Annotated in this window: 18 protein-coding genes; 10 read left to right on the top strand and 8 right to left on the bottom strand. The window is 64.3% G+C overall.

Annotated elements, in window-relative coordinates; all coding sequences use genetic code 11:
* Positions 1 to 131: 131 nt before the first annotated feature.
* The gene (locus ACYX4S_RS11500; RefSeq protein ID WP_422068328.1) at positions 132 to 1,286 is read right to left on the bottom strand and encodes an ABC transporter substrate-binding protein; all 1,155 of its coding nucleotides are present in this window, start codon (positions 1,284 to 1,286) and stop codon (positions 132 to 134) included.
* A gap of 73 nt (positions 1,287 to 1,359) precedes the next feature.
* Positions 1,360 to 3,021: a phenylacetic acid degradation protein PaaN gene (paaN, locus tag ACYX4S_RS11495; RefSeq protein ID WP_422068329.1), complete on the bottom strand. Its 1,662-nt coding sequence runs from the start codon at positions 3,019 to 3,021 to the stop codon at positions 1,360 to 1,362.
* Positions 3,022 to 3,292: 271 nt separating this feature from the next.
* On the opposite strand from paaN, the gene paaG reads away from it, so the two are divergent.
* The 5 genes from paaG (at position 3,293) to lhpI (ending at position 7,736) form a co-directional block, all read left to right on the top strand.
* Entirely contained in the window at positions 3,293 to 4,120 is an 828-nt protein-coding gene (gene paaG, locus ACYX4S_RS11490) for a 2-(1,2-epoxy-1,2-dihydrophenyl)acetyl-CoA isomerase PaaG (RefSeq protein WP_476360266.1), read from the top strand.
* Positions 4,117 to 4,590 carry a hydroxyphenylacetyl-CoA thioesterase PaaI gene (gene paaI / locus ACYX4S_RS11485; protein ID WP_293724207.1) on the top strand — a complete coding sequence of 158 codons (474 nt, stop codon included), beginning with the start codon at positions 4,117 to 4,119 and terminating at the stop codon, positions 4,588 to 4,590. Before paaG ends, paaI begins: the two co-directional genes overlap by 4 nt.
* 69 nt (positions 4,591 to 4,659) lie before the next feature.
* Entirely contained in the window at positions 4,660 to 5,973 is a 1,314-nt protein-coding gene (gene paaK / locus ACYX4S_RS11480) for a phenylacetate--CoA ligase PaaK (RefSeq protein ID WP_293724205.1), read from the top strand.
* Between the two features lie 25 nt (positions 5,974 to 5,998).
* Positions 5,999 to 6,643 (top strand): TetR/AcrR family transcriptional regulator, encoded by a 645-nt coding sequence (locus tag ACYX4S_RS11475; RefSeq protein ID WP_476360265.1) that lies wholly within the window; start codon positions 5,999 to 6,001, stop codon positions 6,641 to 6,643.
* 100 nt (positions 6,644 to 6,743) lie between these two features.
* Positions 6,744 to 7,736 carry a bifunctional Delta(1)-pyrroline-2-carboxylate/Delta(1)-piperideine-2-carboxylate reductase gene (lhpI, locus tag ACYX4S_RS11470; RefSeq protein ID WP_476360264.1) on the top strand — a complete coding sequence of 331 codons (993 nt, stop codon included), beginning with the start codon at positions 6,744 to 6,746 and terminating at the stop codon, positions 7,734 to 7,736.
* A 30-nt stretch (positions 7,737 to 7,766) separates the two neighbouring features.
* Here the strand turns inward: lhpI and ACYX4S_RS11465 are convergent, their stop codons facing one another.
* The 6 genes from ACYX4S_RS11465 to ACYX4S_RS11440 all read right to left on the bottom strand — a co-directional run bounded on the left by ACYX4S_RS11465 (position 7,767) and on the right by ACYX4S_RS11440 (position 12,735).
* Positions 7,767 to 9,035 (bottom strand): D-amino acid dehydrogenase, encoded by a 1,269-nt coding sequence (locus ACYX4S_RS11465; RefSeq protein WP_476362858.1) that lies wholly within the window; start codon positions 9,033 to 9,035, stop codon positions 7,767 to 7,769.
* Between the two features lie 169 nt (positions 9,036 to 9,204).
* Positions 9,205 to 9,660 carry a VOC family protein gene (locus tag ACYX4S_RS11460; RefSeq protein ID WP_422070312.1) on the bottom strand — a complete coding sequence of 152 codons (456 nt, stop codon included), beginning with the start codon at positions 9,658 to 9,660 and terminating at the stop codon, positions 9,205 to 9,207.
* A gap of 214 nt (positions 9,661 to 9,874) precedes the next feature.
* Positions 9,875 to 10,270: a (R)-mandelonitrile lyase gene (locus tag ACYX4S_RS11455; protein ID WP_476360263.1), complete on the bottom strand. Its 396-nt coding sequence runs from the start codon at positions 10,268 to 10,270 to the stop codon at positions 9,875 to 9,877.
* A 21-nt stretch (positions 10,271 to 10,291) separates the two neighbouring features.
* A complete protein-coding gene (locus tag ACYX4S_RS11450; protein WP_476360262.1) occupies positions 10,292 to 10,927 on the bottom strand; it encodes an NADPH-dependent F420 reductase in 636 nt (211 codons plus the stop codon).
* A gap of 42 nt (positions 10,928 to 10,969) precedes the next feature.
* A complete protein-coding gene (locus ACYX4S_RS11445) occupies positions 10,970 to 11,731 on the bottom strand; it encodes a carboxymuconolactone decarboxylase family protein (RefSeq protein WP_476360261.1) in 762 nt (253 codons plus the stop codon).
* A gap of 107 nt (positions 11,732 to 11,838) precedes the next feature.
* Positions 11,839 to 12,735: a LysR family transcriptional regulator gene (locus ACYX4S_RS11440; protein WP_476360260.1), complete on the bottom strand. Its 897-nt coding sequence runs from the start codon at positions 12,733 to 12,735 to the stop codon at positions 11,839 to 11,841.
* A gap of 641 nt (positions 12,736 to 13,376) precedes the next feature.
* Here ACYX4S_RS11440 and napE point away from each other — a divergent pair.
* The 5 genes from napE to ACYX4S_RS11415 are packed head-to-tail and all read left to right on the top strand — an operon-like array spanning position 13,377 to position 17,294.
* The gene (gene napE, locus ACYX4S_RS11435; protein ID WP_476360259.1) at positions 13,377 to 13,559 is read left to right on the top strand and encodes a periplasmic nitrate reductase, NapE protein; all 183 of its coding nucleotides are present in this window, start codon (positions 13,377 to 13,379) and stop codon (positions 13,557 to 13,559) included.
* Between the two features lie 7 nt (positions 13,560 to 13,566).
* Positions 13,567 to 14,073: a ferredoxin-type protein NapF gene (napF, locus tag ACYX4S_RS11430; RefSeq protein ID WP_476360258.1), complete on the top strand. Its 507-nt coding sequence runs from the start codon at positions 13,567 to 13,569 to the stop codon at positions 14,071 to 14,073.
* Positions 14,066 to 14,320 carry a chaperone NapD gene (locus tag ACYX4S_RS11425; RefSeq protein WP_293720885.1) on the top strand — a complete coding sequence of 85 codons (255 nt, stop codon included), beginning with the start codon at positions 14,066 to 14,068 and terminating at the stop codon, positions 14,318 to 14,320. Before napF ends, ACYX4S_RS11425 begins: the two co-directional genes overlap by 8 nt.
* Positions 14,317 to 16,818: a periplasmic nitrate reductase subunit alpha gene (gene napA / locus ACYX4S_RS11420; RefSeq protein ID WP_476360257.1), complete on the top strand. Its 2,502-nt coding sequence runs from the start codon at positions 14,317 to 14,319 to the stop codon at positions 16,816 to 16,818. Before ACYX4S_RS11425 ends, napA begins: the two co-directional genes overlap by 4 nt.
* A complete protein-coding gene (locus ACYX4S_RS11415) occupies positions 16,791 to 17,294 on the top strand; it encodes a nitrate reductase cytochrome c-type subunit (RefSeq protein ID WP_476360256.1) in 504 nt (167 codons plus the stop codon). The genes napA and ACYX4S_RS11415 overlap by 28 nt, the downstream gene beginning before the upstream one ends.
* The last annotated feature ends 1 nt before the right edge of the window (position 17,295 follow it).

The raw sequence follows: 17,295 nt of genomic DNA, 5'->3' as shown, positions 1-17,295 counted from the left end.
GGGGCTCGGGCCTTGAACGTTCCTGTCGTGCCGTGATCGCGTGAGGGTGATCGCGCGTCCGCGCTCCGGCACGCGGCCGGGGAGCGGGATCCCGCCGGCGCGAACGCCGGCGGGCCGTCGGTTGGAAAGGCTCAGTCGGCGAGGGTCCAGTCGCCGCCCTTGATCTCGAGCATGCGGAACGCCGTCAGGTCGAGGCCGAGGTGATCGTCGGCGGACATGTTGACGACACCGGCGGTGCCCATGAAGCCCGAGGTCTCCTCGATCGCGTCGCGGATCGCCTGGGGCTCCTCGGAACCGGCGCGCTTGATGGCGTCGACCAGGATCATGAGGCCGTCATAGGCATGACCGCCGAAGGTCGACACCGGCTGGCCGGTGGCTTCCTCGTAGGTGGTCTTGTAGTCGACCACGACCTTCTTCTGCGGATCGTCGTCCGGCAGCTTGTCGGCGACGAGCAGCGCTGACGCCGGCAGGCGCACGCCTTCGGCCGCGTCACCGGCAAGATCGATGAAGGACTTCGAGGCAACGCCGTGGCTCTGGTAGAGCGGCACCTCGATGCCGAGCTGGCGGTAGTTGCGCGTCACGATCGCCGGGCCCTGGCCGAAGCCCGGGTTCGCCACGGCCTGGATGCCTTCGGCGTTCTTGATGTTCGTGAGCTGCGGCGTCATGTCGGAATCCTTGGGACCATAGGATTCGTCCGCCACGACCTCAATGCCGTAGTCGCCCACCACCGACATGCACTGCTGTCGCATGGACTTTCCGAAGCCGCCCGTGCCGGAGATCATGCCGATCTTGGCGATGCCCTTGGCCTGCATGTCCTCGAAGATCTTCTCGCATGCCATCTTGTCGGTGTGCGGCGTCTTGAAGGTGTACTCCTTCACCGGGTCGATGACGACCACGGCGCCAGCCAGCGAGATGAAGGGAATGCCGGCGTCCTCGAACACCGGGATCATGGCCATGGTGGTGCCGGTGGTCGAACCGCCGACCACGGCCACCACGCCGTCGTCTTCCACCAGGCGGGTGGCGAAGGTGCGGGCCTTGTTGGCGTCACCGCTGTCGTCATAGACGACGAGTTCCAGGTCCTTGCCGTTCACGCCTCCGGCCTCGTTGATCTGCTTGACGTAGATCTCGAGCGTCTTGGCTTCCGGATCGCCCAGGAAGGACGCAGGGCCGGTGACCGAGAGCGGGGCACCGATCTTGATGGTTTCGGCAACCGCCGGAGCGGCCGCGAAGGCAGTGGCGCCGGCGGCGATCATCGTGCCGGCAAGCAGGGTCGTGTGAATGCGCATGTGTTCCTCCCATTGCACTTCAAGGCAGTCGACCGGCCCCTCCTCCAAGGGGCCGGCTGGTGCCGTCCGGTCGTCAGGCTGCGACCGGGCGGCGCATGGCCGCCACTCGGAACCGGTTCGCGACAAAGGCACTGTCGCACAGACAGGCGTTGCCGGCCGGGTTCGCTCCGGTGACGTGGTAATCGGAATAGGCGGCGGACTGGTTCACGAAGATGCCGCCGGTCAGGTTGACCGAGAGCGCGACACCGGCGTCGGCGAAGGCATCCGCTGCCTTGTCGACCAGGGTTTCATCCGTCGCATAGAGCGCGGCGGTGATGGCGCCGCGCGACTTCGCCGAGGCCGCGGCACGTGCGATGGCCTCATCCGCGTCGTCCGTGGCGATGATAAAGCTGATCGGGCCGAAGCGTTCCTCGAGATAGGCATCCTCGTCCTTGGCATCGACCGCGAGGATGAGCGGCGTGGCGGACCGCGCCCCGTCCATGCCCTCGACGCTGGTGCTGTCGCGCAGGATCTTGCCAAGGCCGCGCGCCGCATCGATCCGCTCCAGCGTTGCCTGGCTCTGGACCGCGCCGAGCACGCCGGCCGCGCGGGCCGGATCGCCGAGCAGCTTGTCGACGGCGGTCGCGATAGCGGCCGCGACCTCGTCGAAGGACTTGTGTCCCTCGTCGGTCTCGATGCCGCCGCGCGGCACGTAGATGTTCTGCGGCGCGGTGCACATCTGGCCGGAGTAGAGCGACAGCGAGAAACCGATGTTGCCGGCCATCCCGCGCAGGGAGTCGGTGCCGGTCACGACGATCGAGTTGACGCCGGCTTCCTCCGTGTAGACGAGCTTGTCGCCGGCGTTCTCGCGCACCCACTTGCCGAAGGCCGGCGAGCCGGTGAAGTCGATGATCGCGATGTCGGGATGGGTGACGAAATCCTTGGTCAGCGGTGCCTCGACCGTGTCGGCGGCGAGCTGGAGGACGTTCGGATCGAAACCGGCCTCGGAGAGCACTTCACGCCCCATCTTCACCGTGATGGCAAGCGGCAGGATGGCGCCCGGGTGCGGCTTGACGATGACCGGGTTGCCGGTCGCCAGGCTCGCGAACAGTCCGGGGTAGGAGTTCCAGGTCGGGAACGTGGCGCAGCCGATCACGAGGGCGGGACCGCGCGGCACGATGCGAAACACCTTGTCGAGCACGAGCGGATCCTTGGGACCCTGAGGCTTTTCCCAGCGCACCTGGCCCGGAATGCGGCTCATCTCGTCATAGGCGTAGGCGACAGCCTCGAGGGCGCGGTCCTGCGCGTGCGGGCCTCCTGCCTGGAAGGCCATGACGAAGGCCTGGCCGGACGTGTGCATCACCGCGTTGGCGAAGAGGAAGCTCTGCGCGTTGATGCGTGACAGAAGCTCCAGCAGCACGCCGGCGCGCGCGTCGGCGCTCGCGGACGACCAGCCCTTCATGGCCTCGCGCGCGGCGGCGACCGCGAGATCGGGCGTCGTGGCGGGATAGGTGACGGCGAGATCAAGGCCGAACGGGCTCACCTCGTGACCGACACGGTCGCCGGTCGTCGGCTGATCAAGCTCGAAGGGTTTGCCCAGAAGGGCCTTGAAGGCATCTTCCTGGTCGGCTTTCGCCGTTTCGCCGTAGATCTTGCCCGACGGCATTTCCGGGTAGGCGGACCAGTAGCCGCGGCCGTGGATGGTCTCGACAGCCTTGTCGAGCGTCGCCTTGTGCTTGTCGAAGAATGCAGCCATCCCCGTCTCCCTTGTGCCCCGCGTCTTGTCCGGATCCGGCGCCGGGGAGCGGAAACCGCGCTCTTCACCAGGCCACCCGTTGCAGGGTCGTGTTGTGTTTCGTCTCGTTCGCGGAGCTGATTGACAGCGCCCGATTGAGGGTCATAATAATTTACCGACCGGTTGGTCAGTCAAGTTAAAAATCCGCGATCCGCTTCCCTGGCCCACGGGCGGGTGAGGGCTCCGTCAGGGAGCGGACCGAGAGCGGAAAAGGACGTTCAAGGGAGGTCTCATGGACCAGTCAGACACCACCGCGCCCGTTCTCACGGCACGGGACGGCGGCGTGCTCGTCGTTACGCTGAACCGGCCGGACAAGCTCAATTCCTTCAATGAGGCAATGCATGCCGGAGTGCGTGAGGCACTCGACGTGGCCGAGAACGATGCCTCGGTACGCTGCGTGCTGCTGACCGGCGCGGGGCGCGGCTTTTGCGCGGGGCAGGATCTCTCCGACCGCATGAGCACACCCGATGCGCCGCCGCCCGATCTCACGCGTACCATCGAATCCAACTACAACCCGCTGGTGCGCCGCCTGAAGGCTCTGCCGAAGCCGGTCGTTTGCGCCGTCAACGGCGTTGCCGCCGGCGCGGGAGCCAATATCGCGCTCGCCTGCGATATCGTCCTGGCGGCCGAGAGCGCCAAGTTCATCCAGGCCTTCTCGAAGATCGGTCTCGTTCCCGACAGCGGGGGAACCTGGACGTTGCCGCAGCTCGTGGGGCTTGCCCGCGCCAAGGCGCTTGCAATGCTCGCCACGCCCGTGCCGGCGAAACAGGCCGTCGAGTGGGGAATGATCTGGCAGGCTGTGCCGGATGCGGAGCTTATGGACAACGCGCTCGATCTTGCGCGCGGCCTTGCCGAGGCGCCGACCTACGGGCTCGGCCTCGTCAAGCAGGCGATGGAAGCGGCGACCGTCAACGATCTCGACACGCAGCTTGATCTGGAACGCGACCTGCAGGGCCGTGCCGGGCGCTCGCCTGACTATCGCGAGGGTGTCGCGGCATTTCTGGCCAAGCGGCCGGCGCAGTTTACCGGCCGTGTGCCGGACGGGGAGGGACGGGAATGAGCGAGGTCACCAAGGCCGCAGGACTGGACGCCGACGCGCTGGCGCGGGCCTGTGCCGACGTCATGTGGGCCAGCGACAAGGCGAGCCAGGGGCTCGGCATGGAGATCGTGGAGGTTGGCCAGGGCAGGGCGGTGGTGGCCATGTCCGTCAGCGAGGCCATGGTCAACGGTCACGGGATCTGTCACGGCGGTTTCGTTTTCACGTTGGCGGATTCCGCCTTCGCCTTCGCCTGCAACAGCCACAACCAGAATACGGTCGCAAGTCATTGCTCGGTGAGCTTCCTGCGTCCGGGCAAGCTGGGCGAGCGACTGGTCGCGACGGCGGTGGAGCGCTGGCGTGAAGGGCGCTCGGGCATCACCGATGTGACCGTAACCAACGCGGACGGCGAGACGGTCGCCGAGTTTCGCGGAAATTCCCGCACGATTCGCGGAACCCTGCTGCCGGAAGCCGAGGCTCCGGCGGGGGCGTGACAAGGCCGCCGGTAGGGAGAAACCGGCCGCCACCAGACGAGAATTCAGGACAATTCCGGGAGGAAAACCATGCTTGACCTGTCGCCCAGGCCTGGCGATCTCGAGCCTATCGAGACTGCCTCGCGTGACGAGATTTCCGCGCTCCAGCTCGACCGCCTCAAGTGGTCCCTGCGCCACGCCTACGAGAATGTCGCGCACTATCGCAAGAGCTTCGACGAGGCGGGTGTCCACCCGGACGACCTGAAGAGCCTTGCCGATCTGGCGAAGTTTCCCTTCACCCACAAGCAGACACTGCGCGACAACTACCCCTTCGGGCTGTTTGCCGTCCCGCGCGACCAGATTTCGCGCGTTCACGCCTCGTCCGGCACGACCGGAAAGCCGACGGTGGTCGGCTACACGCGCAATGACATCAGGACCTGGTCCCAGGTGGTGGCGCGCTCGCTGAGAGCGGCCGGTGCGCGGCCCGGCATGATCTGTCACGTGGCCTATGGCTACGGCCTTTTCACCGGAGGTCTCGGCATTCACTACGGTGCCGAGGAGCTTGGCATGACCGTGGTGCCGATCTCCGGCGGCATGACAGAACGCCAGGTGACCCTCATCGAGGACTTCAAGCCCGAAGTCATCATGGTGACACCGTCCTACATGCTTGCCATTCTTGACGAATATCGCTCCCGTGGTCTCGATCCGCGCAAGTCCTCGCTCAAGATCGGCGTCTTTGGCGCCGAGCCCTGGACGAATGCCATGCGCGAGGAGATCGAGGAGGCGTTCGACATGAACGCGGTCGATATCTACGGCTTGTCGGAGGTGATGGGGCCGGGCGTGGCCAACGAGTGCGTGGAGACCAAGGACGGGCTGCACATCTGGGAGGACCACTTCTATCCGGAGGTGATCAACCCGGAGACCGGCGAGGTCCTGCCCGACGGCGAGGTGGGCGAGCTTGTCTTCACCTCGCTGACCAAGGAGGCGATGCCGGTCATCCGCTACCGCACCCGAGACCTGACCCGTCTCATGCCGGGCACGGCGCGGTCCATGCGGCGCATGGAGAAGATCACGGGTCGTTCCGACGACATGATGATCGTGCGAGGTGTCAACGTCTTCCCGACCCAGATCGAGGAGCAGCTTTTCCGCGTGGAAGGTCTTGCTCCCCACTACCAGGTGGAATTGACTCGCACCGGTCGCATGGACGAAATGACCATCCATGTCGAAGCGCTGGCCTCCCACGCCGATGATGCGCATCGCGCCTCCGCCGCAGCGGAACTCAGGGCGCATCTGAAGAATGTGATTGGCGTCAGCGCGCGCATCCACGTGGCCGATCCGGACACGATGGAACGCTCCCAGGGCAAGGCACGACGGGTTATCGACAATCGTCCGAAAGAGGGCTGAGCCCCTTTTTTCGGATGCATGGAACATGCGCGGCGGTCTTCGGCCGCCGCGCGAGACGACGGAGAGCGGCATGGCGCGCCCGCGCGCGGACGATTACGACGAGAAGCGCAAGGTGATCCTGAAGGCGTCGGCGGAGCTTTTCGCCGAGCACGGCTTCGATCGGGCGTCGATGAACCAGATCGCGCTCGCGTGCGGTGTCTCGAAGGCGCTCGTCTATCACTATTACGCCAACAAGGACGCTCTGCTGTTCGACATCATCCGCGATCACCTCGATGACCTTATCGCGTCGGTCGAGGAGGCGGGAGAGACGCATGCGGATGGCGAGGAGCGGCTTCTGGCGTTTGTGAACGCGCTGCTGGACGCCTATCGCGACGCCAATGCCGAACACAAGATCCAGATCAACGAGATGAAGCGCCTGCCCGAGCCCCAGCAGGAAGAGCTGAAGGCGCGCGAGCGTGTGCTCGTGAAGCATTTCGCCGCAGCGCTTTGCCAGGCGGTTCCGGCGCTTTCGGGCGGATCACCGCTGCTGATGCCGGTGACCATGAGCCTCTTCGGCATGGTCAACTGGCATTATCTCTGGTTTCGCGAGGGGGGAGCGGTCTCGCGTGAGGACTATGCGAGAATCGCCACCAGGCTGATTCTGGATGGGGCCCGCAGCCTTGCCGGGTAAGGTGTGGCGGGAGATGGTTCCGATCACGCCTTGAGATCGTCGCTCCGGACCGCCATGATCGTGCTTCTCATGCCCACCGCTTTTCCGCGAAAGGACTCCCATGCTGCAACTCGATGAAGCCGCGACGCGCCAGGCACTTGACTGGTCGGCGCTGATCGAGGCGCTGCGCGCGATGTTTCGCGACGGTTGCGAGATGCCCGTGCGCCATCACCACGATTTCGCCATTCCGGGGGAGGACGACGGCACGCTCCTGCTGATGCCGGCCTGGGTGCCGGGACGCTACATCGGGGTCAAGCTTGCCACGGTCGTTCCCGGCAACGGCAGGCGTGGCCTGCCGGCCATCATGGCGTCCTACCTGCTGTCGGATGCCGTTACCGGCAAGATGGTTGCGATGATCGACGGAGGCGAACTGACCGCGCGGCGCACGGCGGCCGCCTCGGCACTTGCCGCCGACTATCTTGCCCGCCCCTCGGCGCGCCACCTTGTGATCGTCGGCACCGGACGTCTGGCGGCGAACCTCGCCGCCGCCCACGCCGCCGTCCGGCCGCTTTCGCGCATTTCCGTTTGGGGGCGTGACCCGGAAAAGGCGGCGGCGGTCGCCGAGGACGTCTCTGAGCACCTGGACATTCTGGCCCGCCCGGTCGACGACCTGGAAAAGGCCGTCGGCGAGGCTGACATCGTCAGTTGCGCGACCCTGTCCCAGACACCGATCATCCAGGGAGAATGGCTGCGCGAGGGCTGTCACGTCGATCTGGTCGGGGCTTTCAAGCCCTCCATGCGCGAGACAGATGACGAGGTCATGCGGCGGGGCCGGGTGTTCGTCGACACGCGCGCCGGTGCCACGAAGGAGGGCGGCGACATCGTCCAGGCACTTTCGTCCGGTGCCCTGAGCGAGGACCGCATCGAGGCCGATCTTTTCGAGCTTGCCGGTGGCAGGTTCGCCGCCATGCGCGACGACAAGGACATCACCGTGTTCAAGTCCGTGGGGGCCGCGCTGGAGGATCTGGCCGGAGCCATCCTCGCCTATGAAAGCGCTTCCGGGGCAGGTGGCGGCGAAGGCGAAACCGCGTCCCGGCTTCCGCCGATTTTCTGATCCTGGCCGGCGCGGAGCCGATACGCGCTGTCAGTATTCGATATCGGGAGTTCGGCCGGAGATGACGTCCGCGAGGTAGCGCGAGGTGCCGCAGGCCTGGGTCCAGCCATTGGAGCCATGGCCTGCGTTGAGGTACAGATTGTCGATCCTCGACCGCCCGACAATGGCGGGACCGTTCGCTGTCATGGGACGGAAGCCGCACCACGCGCTGGCGGTCGTGTAGTCCGCCGCCTCGGGAAAGAGGCTGCGCACTCTGTCGGTCAGTCCCGTCAGCGCACTTGGCCGGAGCGTTGGGTCGAAACCTGCGAGCTCTGCGACACCTGCGGCCCGCAGTCTTGATCCAAGCCGCGTGATCATCACTTTCGAGTGCTCGTCCATCACGGAGGAGACCGGTGCTCCGTCGCCGGAAGCGATGTCGCAGGTGATCGAGTAACCCTTCACCGGATAGACCGGCAGGGACAGGCCGGCGGTCTTGAGCAACTGCACGGCGAATGGGCCGCAGGCAACCACATAAGCGTCACCGGTAACGGGGCCGGCCTTCGTGACAACACCTTCGATCCGCCCGCCGGAAACGTCGAGGCCCGTTGCCGTCGTGTCGAACAGAAAACGGCAGCCGAGCGGTTGCAGAAGCTCCAGCAGGCGTTCGCAGAAAAGCTTGCTGTCGCCCGTCTCATCGCCGGGAAGATGCAGTCCGCCGGCAAGGGAGGCAGAGGTTCGCGCCAGCGCGGGCTCGATCGTTTCCACTCCGGCACGGTCAACGAGGCGGTGGTATATGCCAAGGTCCGCCAGAATGGCGGCCGATCGTTCTCCCCCCTTCAGCTCCTCTTCCGTTGCGAAGATCTGAAGCACGCCGCGCGCCATGTCGTCATAGGCAATGCCGGTCTGTTTGCGAAGGTCGACAAGGCTTTGCTTGCTGTAGTGGGCCATTGTCTGCATCCGCGCCTTGTTCGCGGCAAAACGGCTGGCGGTGCAATTGGAGAGGAAGCGGGCGAGCCAGCGCCACTGGGCGACGTCAAGGCTCGGCCTGATCTTGAGTGGCGCGGCATCGGCGAACATCCACTTCAGCGCCTTGAACGGCATTCCGGGGGCGGCCCACGGCCCTGCAAAGCCCGGACATACGCCGCCGGCATTTCCGAAACTCGTCTCAAGCGCCGGACCGGAGTTGCGCTCGACAACGACCACCTCGTGGCCGAGTGCCGTCAGGTACCAGGCGCTGGTCATGCCGACGACGCCGGCGCCGATCACGATCACCTTCATTAAGCGGAGTCCCTTCCTGCGCATCTTCGGGCATGAGTGCATCCCGCCCGAATTGCTTTTGTCGGGACAATGCCACGCGCGAGGGGGCTTGTCCGGCCCGATCCGGCAATCTCCCACAGAAGGCTTGCGGGACACGAAAAGGGCGGCGTGCGGCAACGCCCGCACACCGCCCCGAGTTCACGCCCGGCGTTTCCCGGGCAGGCAGGCTGTTTTACCAGGAACCCGTGTTGGCCATGGAGGCCCAGGGCTCGGCCGGCTCGAGGCGTTCGCCCGCCTGCAGGAGCTCGATGGAGATGCCGTCCGGCGTCTTGATAAAGGCCATGTGACCGTCGCGTGGCGGGCGATTGATGGTCACCCCTGCGTCCATCATGCGCTGGCATGTCTCGTAAATGTTGTCCACGTGATAGGCGAGATGGCCGAAGTTGCGCCCGCCCGTGTAGGTCTCGGGCGCGCTGCCGTCTTCCGGCGGCCAGTTGTAGGTGAGTTCGATCTCCGCGCGGGCACGCTGTCCCGGCTCGGAAATGTCCTCGGGGGTCGCAAGGAAGATGAGCGTGAAGCGTCCCGCCTCGCTGTCCATGCGACGGGTTTCCTTGAGGCCCAGAAGCTCGAAGAACTTGACGGTCGCGTCCGGGTCGGTGACGCGGATCATGGTGTGAAGGTAGCGGATCATCAGGCTGTTCCCTCTGTCATGTCAGTCTGAACGAATTTAGCCGCGGGCGCGGCGAAGGCGGGTCGTCTGGCGTTCGACGGGGGTACCATCGTACAGGCCGGCGGCTTGAAGCCCGGCGCGCCGGAGAGCCTGCTCCGGCATACGCCACAGGCGGCCGCCGGATCATCCGGCGGCCGCCTGTGCTACCATATGGAAAACAACCGCTTTTCGGCTAGCCCGTGTAGTCGGTGTCGGAAACCTTCTCCATCCACGTGACCGCGGAACCGTCGATGCTTTCCTGAATGGCGATGTGGCTCATGGCGGTATCGGGCGCCGCTCCGTGCCAGTGTTTCTCTCCGGCGGGGAACCACACGACGTCACCGGCGGAAATTTCCTCGACAGGACCGCCTTCGCGCTGAACGCGACCGCGCCCGAAGGTCACGATCAGGGTCTGGCCGGCGGGATGCGTGTGCCAGGCGGTGCGGGCACCGGGCTCGAAGGTCACATGGGCGCCACTCGTGCGACCGGGCTCCTCGGCCGCAAACAGCGGGTCGATGCGAACGGTGCCGGTGAACCAGTCCTGCGGACCGGGAGCGGAAGGGTTTGAACCGGAGCGAATGATCTTCATGACAGTCCTTTCCCTGCGCGGTCAGCGCAGTTTTTCGAAGCGGTAGGTAAGGGCGGGGCCGCCCGGCTGGTCGTAGGCAAGTTCCGCCGTGACCATTGCAAACGGCTCGATGAAGCGCGCCGTGCGCAGCGGGCCGGCCGCGAGAGGTTCGAAGCCGAGATCCGTGATGAGGCTTTCGGCAACGTCTTGGGCTTCTTTGTCATCCGAGCAGACGAGAACCTGCGGGCGTGGTGTCGTTTCGCGCCGGGCAAAGACCGGAGCAAAGGACTCGGAAGGGGTGGTGTTGAAGCAGGACACCCAGCGTGCGCCCGGGCGCATCCGCGCCAGGTTCTCCGCGCCTGACGTCGTCGGCCCCAGAACGAGGTTGGTGTCGGTCGGGTCGAGGGGGACGCAGCAGTTGAGCACCACTTTGCCCTCCAGGTCTCCTGCCTGCCTCAACACGTCCTCGACGCGGGGCCAATGCACGGCGAGAAGCAGGACGTCGGCCTCGACGACCGCATCGGCCACGGTGCCGCTCGCGCCGCCGCATTCGTGCGCCAGCCGCTCGAGCTTTTGCGGATCACGTGAATACGAAAACGTCACATCATGCCCGCAGCGGGCCCAGTGTCGCCCGATCGCACTTCCCATCAGGCCCGAGCCCAGGATTCCGATTTTCAATTTGCGGCTCTCCCTGTCTGTGCCGGCATGTGCCGACCGTGCCTACTTCTTGCGGCTTTCGAACACGTCTTTTGCCACCGGAAGCGCAGAGAAGACCTTGGGCCAGCCCGTATAGAAGGCAAGGTGTGAAAGCATCGCTCCGGCTTCTTCCTGCGTCAGGCCGTTGTCCATGGCCCTGCCGAGGTGGAAGGTCATCTGTTCCGGCTGACCGGCGGCGATGAGGGCGGCCACTGTAACCAGGCTGCGATCGCGGGGCGCGAGATCCGGGCGCAGCCAGAGGTCGCGGAACAGCAACTCACGAGTGTTGTCCACGACGCCCTTGCTGACATCGCCATAGGTGCTGCTTACGAATTCCTCGCGAGCGGCCTCGGCTGCCTCGTCCAGGGGAAGCAGCTCCGGCTCGGCGCCCGGCAGGTCCTGCACGGTGACGCCGCGGGCCTCGAAAACCGGAGCCACGGCTTCGCTCGCGGCCATCGCGTTGCCCCAACCGGTGTAGAAGGCAAGATGTGTGATCGTTTCGGAAATCTCGGCAGGCGTCACTCCTGCATCAAGCGCCAGGGCGGCATGTTCACCAAGGGCATCGCTTTCATGGCGCGTCATGAGCGCGGCGAAAGTCACGAGCGCACGGTCACGAACCGAAAGGGCTTCGTCGTCCCAGACCGACCCGAACAGGGCGTTCTTCGAATAGGCCTCGAGTGCCGGCGCGACCTTCCCGACGCTTTCGGGGAGTGTGCGCGTCACATCCTGTGCCCCGGCGGCGGTGCTGACGAGAAACAGGGCGGTTGCGGCGATGCGGGTCTTCATGGGGAGATGCCTCCTCGAACGTTATTGCTGCCCGTTCAATGTGGTACGTCTCCGCCTGCGCTTAATATCTTCTCTCCTCACGCCATTCATGATCTCGTTTCATGAGTTCAGGCCTTCTCGCGAAGGGCGTCCAGCACCACCTGGAACGCGGAGGACGGGCGCTGGCGGCTCGGGTAGAACAGATGAAAGCCCGGAAAGTAGGGAGAGTATTCCTCAAGGCAGGTTGTGAGGGTTCCAGTCTCGAGTGCCGGAATCGCGAGGCGTTCCGGAACAAGCGCCAGCCCGTGCCCGTCGATCGCGGCCCGGAGCACCGGGTTGATCGTGTTGAAACAGGTCTGCCCGCGTACCTTCACCCTGATTTCGTTGCCGTCGCTGTCTTCGAATTCCCACGCATAGAGCGCACCATGCGTGGACAGGCGCAGATTGATGCACTGGTGATCCGAGAGCTCCTGCGGGGTGAGCGGCACGCCGGCTTCGGCGAAATAATCCGGTGCGCCGATACAGACCATTCGCTCGTCCGGTCCGATGCGCATGGAGATCATCCCGTCGCTCACCTGCTCGCCGTATCGAACGCCCGCGTCGCATTGTGCGTCGGCAAGGTCGGTGAAGCCGTAGTCCATCAGAAACTCGACGTTGACCGACGGATGCTCCTTCAGGGCGGGGGAAAGCTTGGGCCAGAGAAGGCTTTCGATCGCATATTCGGTTGCCACGATGCGTACGGTGCCAGTCGGGTGATCGCGCGCGTCGTTGAGCGCCTGAAGCCTGGCCTCGATCTGCTCGAAGCAGGGGGTGAGCGTTGCCAGGAGATCCTCGCCCTCGATCGTGGGGGCGACCGATCGTGTCGTTCGGGTGAGGAGACGAAGGCCAAGCCGGGTCTCAAGCGCCTTGATGGTGTGGCTGAGGGCGGACTGGGAAATGTTCAGTCGCGCGGCGGCGCGCGTGAAGCTGCGCTCCTCGGCAATCGCGGCAAGCGCGATGAGATCGCTGATGTTTTCGCGAAGCATGGACGCTCCCGGGTCGCAGCTGCCATCCTGTCGACAGACAGGGGCGAGCATGATGCCAGTGGTTCACTCATGAGTATCCTTCATGAGTGCCAGTGTGCAACCGCAAGAAGCCGTTCTGCCGGCGGGATGTTCGCCGTCGTGGAGGCGTGTCGAGGTCCGCCGCCGCTACCTGGCCTCATTGAACCGGAACTGAGCCGCTGTCCGGGTCTCGGGGGCATCGACGCGCGGCCGGCCGTTGCATCGTCACCAGAGACAGGACGAGGGCGAGCGAGGCCACAAGGAACCAGACCTCGGCCGCACCCGTCTGCAGGGCCGGGATCGTGCAGGTGCGTGAGGTCAATGCCGAATGTATTCACGAGGCACGGATGTCTCCGGATGTTCCTTTTCATCCTGCCGGTTGGAAAAAGGTCCCAAGGTTATGACCCGAGGCCCCCTCCATCGGTTTCTTGGGAAGTGCCGACCGCGTCAGAAATAGCCTTGGGTGGCCGGACGCTAAAATTTCACATTTCTGATATTGGAGTAAAATCATATATATATTTATTATTTCAATGAATTGAATATAATTATTTTGTCGTTACGTTTGAAAATGATCAAAAAATAGGCGACGCTGACGCAGATGAGAAAATCGGATCATCGCTTCTATGTCCAGCTCGCAGCCAGACAAGCTTCGCCCGACCAGGCGCTCTGAACTCATTGCTTTCCTCGTTCTCGCTTTCGGGGTCTGGCCGTTTATTGCGGTCGGTGTGGTTGGCGGCTTCGGTTTTCTTGTCTGGATGAGCCAGATTTTTCTCGGGCCGCCGGGTCCGCCGGCCGGGCTGCATTGAGGCCGCCATGGAAAAGGCCACAGATCTCTCCAGACGCAGCTTTCTGACTGGTCGCAGGCGTCAGACTGCCGCACCGATTGCCCCGTTCCGGCCGCCCTGGCTCCGTGAAGATGTGGCAAGCGCCTGTACCGGCTGCGGGTCCTGTGCCGATGCTTGCCCCACCGGGGTTATCCGTATCGTCGGTGAAACAGCGACGCTGGATTTCACGCAAGGCGAGTGTACCTTCTGCGGTGCTTGCGCCGAGATCTGCCCGGAAGACCTGTTCGACCTGGCCGTGAAGCCGTTCGATCACGTGGTGGAAATCGCAGGCACGTGCCTGACCTATGCTGGCGTGACCTGTCGGTCCTGTGGCGATGCCTGTCCGGAACTGGCAATCCGCTTTGCCCCTCGCATCGGCGGTCCCTTTCTTCCAGAGGTCGATTCCTCCGCCTGTACGGGCTGTGGAGCCTGCATAGCGCCCTGTCCGGTCGGTGCGACCGGCCTTTCCCCCATGCGTGAGGCCGCCAATGCCTGACAGCCCGACATTCGTGATCTCCAGTGCGGTCGTGACCGCGATGCCGGATCGCGTGGAAGCCGTGCGGGACCGGCTCTCCGAGATGCCCGATATCGAGGTCACCGCAGCCGAGGGAATCAAGCTCGTGATCGTTCTGGAGGGGCGAACGCGGAACACGGTTGGAGGGCGGCTGTCGGAGATCGCGACCCTGGACGGCGTTATCTCCGCAAACATGGTTTTCGAACACGTCGAGGAGGGCACCTCATGAACCTCGAATTGACAAGACGCGACATGATCAGAGCCCAGGCGGCGGGTATCGCTGCTGTCGCGGCCGGCATAAGCCTGCCTGCCGAGGGGCAGCCCGTTCCCGGAGGCGTTGCGGCTCTCGATATCAAGTGGTCGAAGGCGCCTTGCCGGTTCTGCGGAACCGGGTGTGGCGTGATGGTCGGCGTGAAGGAAGGGCAGGTGGTGGCTACGCACGGGGACACCCAGGCCGAGGTCAACCGGGGCCTTAACTGCATCAAGGGCTACTTCCTGTCGAAAATCATGTACGGCGCGGACCGGCTGACGACACCGCTTCTGCGCAAGAAGAACGGTGCTTATGCCAAGGACGGCGAGTTCGAGCCGGTGTCGTGGGATGAAGCCTTCGACGTGATGGCCGAGAAGGCGAAAGCGGTCCTGAAGGAAAAGGGCCCGGAGGCCGTTGGCATGTTCGGGTCCGGCCAGTGGACGATTTTCGAAGGCTACGCCGCGCAGAAATTCATGAAGGCTGGCCTGCGTTCGAACAACCTGGATCCCAACGCGCGCCACTGCATGGCATCAGCGGCCGTCGCCTTCATGCGTACCTTCGGAATTGACGAACCGATGGGCTGCTATGACGACTTCGAGCACGCCGACGCCTTCGTGCTGTGGGGCTCGAACATGGCCGAAATGCATCCGATCCTGTGGACGCGACTGGCCGACCGAAGGCTTGGCCACGAACATGTCCGCTGTGCGGTCCTGTCAACCTTCACCAACCGCTCGATGGATCTGGCCGACATTCCGATCGTGTTCAAGCCCGGAACGGATCTCGCGATCCTGAATTTCATCGCCAACCACATCATCCAGACGGGGCGGGTCAACGAGGAGTTCGTCGGCAGGCATACAACCTTCATGAAGGGACAGACCGATATCGGCTATGGCCTTCGTCCCGAGCATGAGTTGCAGCAGCGGGCGACCGGCGCCGCATCGGCGGGAAAGATGGAGCCCATCGACTTCGAGGCATTCAAGGCGCATGTCGCCGAGTACACGCTGGAGCGTGTGTCGGAGCTCTCCGGTGTCGAGCCTGACTTCCTGCTTGAACTGGCCGAACTCTACGCCGATCCCGACACGAAGGTGATGTCCCTGTGGACCATGGGCTTCAACCAGCATGTTCGCGGCGTCTGGGCGAACCAGATGGCCTACAATCTCCATCTGCTGACCGGAAAGATTTCGGAACCGGGCAACAGCCCGTTTTCGCTGACAGGGCAACCGTCCGCCTGCGGCACGGCGCGTGAGGTCGGCACCTTTGCGCACAGGCTGCCCGCGGACATGGTGGTCACGAACCCTGAGCACCGGAAGCTTGCAGAGAAAACCTGGAAACTGCCGGACGGTGTGATCCCCGAGAAACCCGGTTTCCACGCGGTTCTCCAGGACCGGATGCTCCATGACGGAAAGCTCAACTGGTACTGGATACAGGTCAACAACAACCTCCAGGCCGCACCGAACAGCTCCGGCGAGACTTACCCGGGATACCGCAATCCGGACAATTTCATCATTGTTTCCGACGCCTATCCGACGGTGACGGCGATGGCGGCCGATCTCATCCTGCCTGCGGCCATGTGGGTCGAGAAGGAAGGCGCCTACGGCAATGCCGAACGGCGCACGCATGTATGGCATCAGCTTGTCAATCCGCCGGGAGAGGCGAGGTCCGACGTCTGGCAGGTGATGGAGTTCTCGAAACGTCTGACGACCGACGATGCCTGGCCGACGGAGATCCTGGACGCGAATCCCTCCTACAAGGGCAAGACGCTCTACGAGGTCCTGTTCGAGAACGGCAACGTAGATGCGTTCCCGCTGTCCGAGACCAGTCCCGACTACGAGAACCAGGAGTCCCGGCATTTCGGGTTCTACGTGCAGAAGGGCCTGTTCGAGGAATATGCCTCCTTTGGGCGGGGGCATGGACACGATCTCGCACCCTACGACCGTTATCATCAGGAACGCGGCCTGCGCTGGCCGGTGGTTGACGGCAATGAGACGCGCTGGCGGTTCCGCGAGGGATACGATCCCTATGTCGGCAAGGGGCGAGAGGTTGAGTTCTATGGCAAGCCCGACGGGCGGGCGGTCATTCTTGCGGTTCCCTACGAACCACCAGCCGAAAGCCCGGACAAGGAGTTCGATCTCTGGCTTGTGACGGGACGCGTGCTCGAGCACTGGCATTCAGGCTCGATGACGATGCGTGTCCCCGAACTTTACAAGGCGTTCCCCGGAGCGCGGGTCTTCATGCATCCGCAGGATGCGCGGGAACGTGGCGTGAACCAGGGGGCGGAAGTGGTGGTTCGCTCGCGGCGTGGCGAGATTCGCACCCGGGTCGAGACCCGGGGGCGGAACCGCATGCCCCGTGGCGTCGTGTTCGTTCCCTGGTTCGATGCGAGCGAACTCATCAACAAGGTCACGCTCGACGCGACCGACCCCATCTCCAAACAGACGGACTTCAAGAAATGCGCTGTTCAGATAGCCGCCGTCTGAAGTCAGAGACGGCTGGAAAGGCGTGGCCCTTCGCCGCGCTGATCCTCACATGCCTCGTGGTGTTTGCCATCCCGGCACTGTCCCAGGACGCTCCGCGACTGACGGGCGAAACGCCGCCGATGGAAAACGTTGCGGCCCCGCCGGTTCCCAAGCAGGTGACGGACGACGTCCGCAAGACGCGGGCATATCCCGAGCAGCCACCGGTCATCCCGCATTCCATTGAGGGCTATCAACTCACGGTCAATGCCAATCGTTGCCTGTCCTGTCATCGGCGTGAGTTTGCGGAGGCCGCCGGAGCCCCGATGGTGAGCATCACCCATTTCATGAACCGGGAAGGGCAGATGCTCGCCGATGTGTCGCCGCGTCGGTACTTCTGCACCATGTGTCACGTGCCGCAGCGGGATGTGCCGCCACTGGTCGAAAACACGTTTGTCGACATGAACGATCTGGGGCCGAAACCGGCCGGGGGGCGGTAAG

The organism is Stappia sp. ABD4_338 (assembly GCF_056312175.1).
This window is presented reverse-complemented; position numbering and strand designations above follow the sequence as displayed.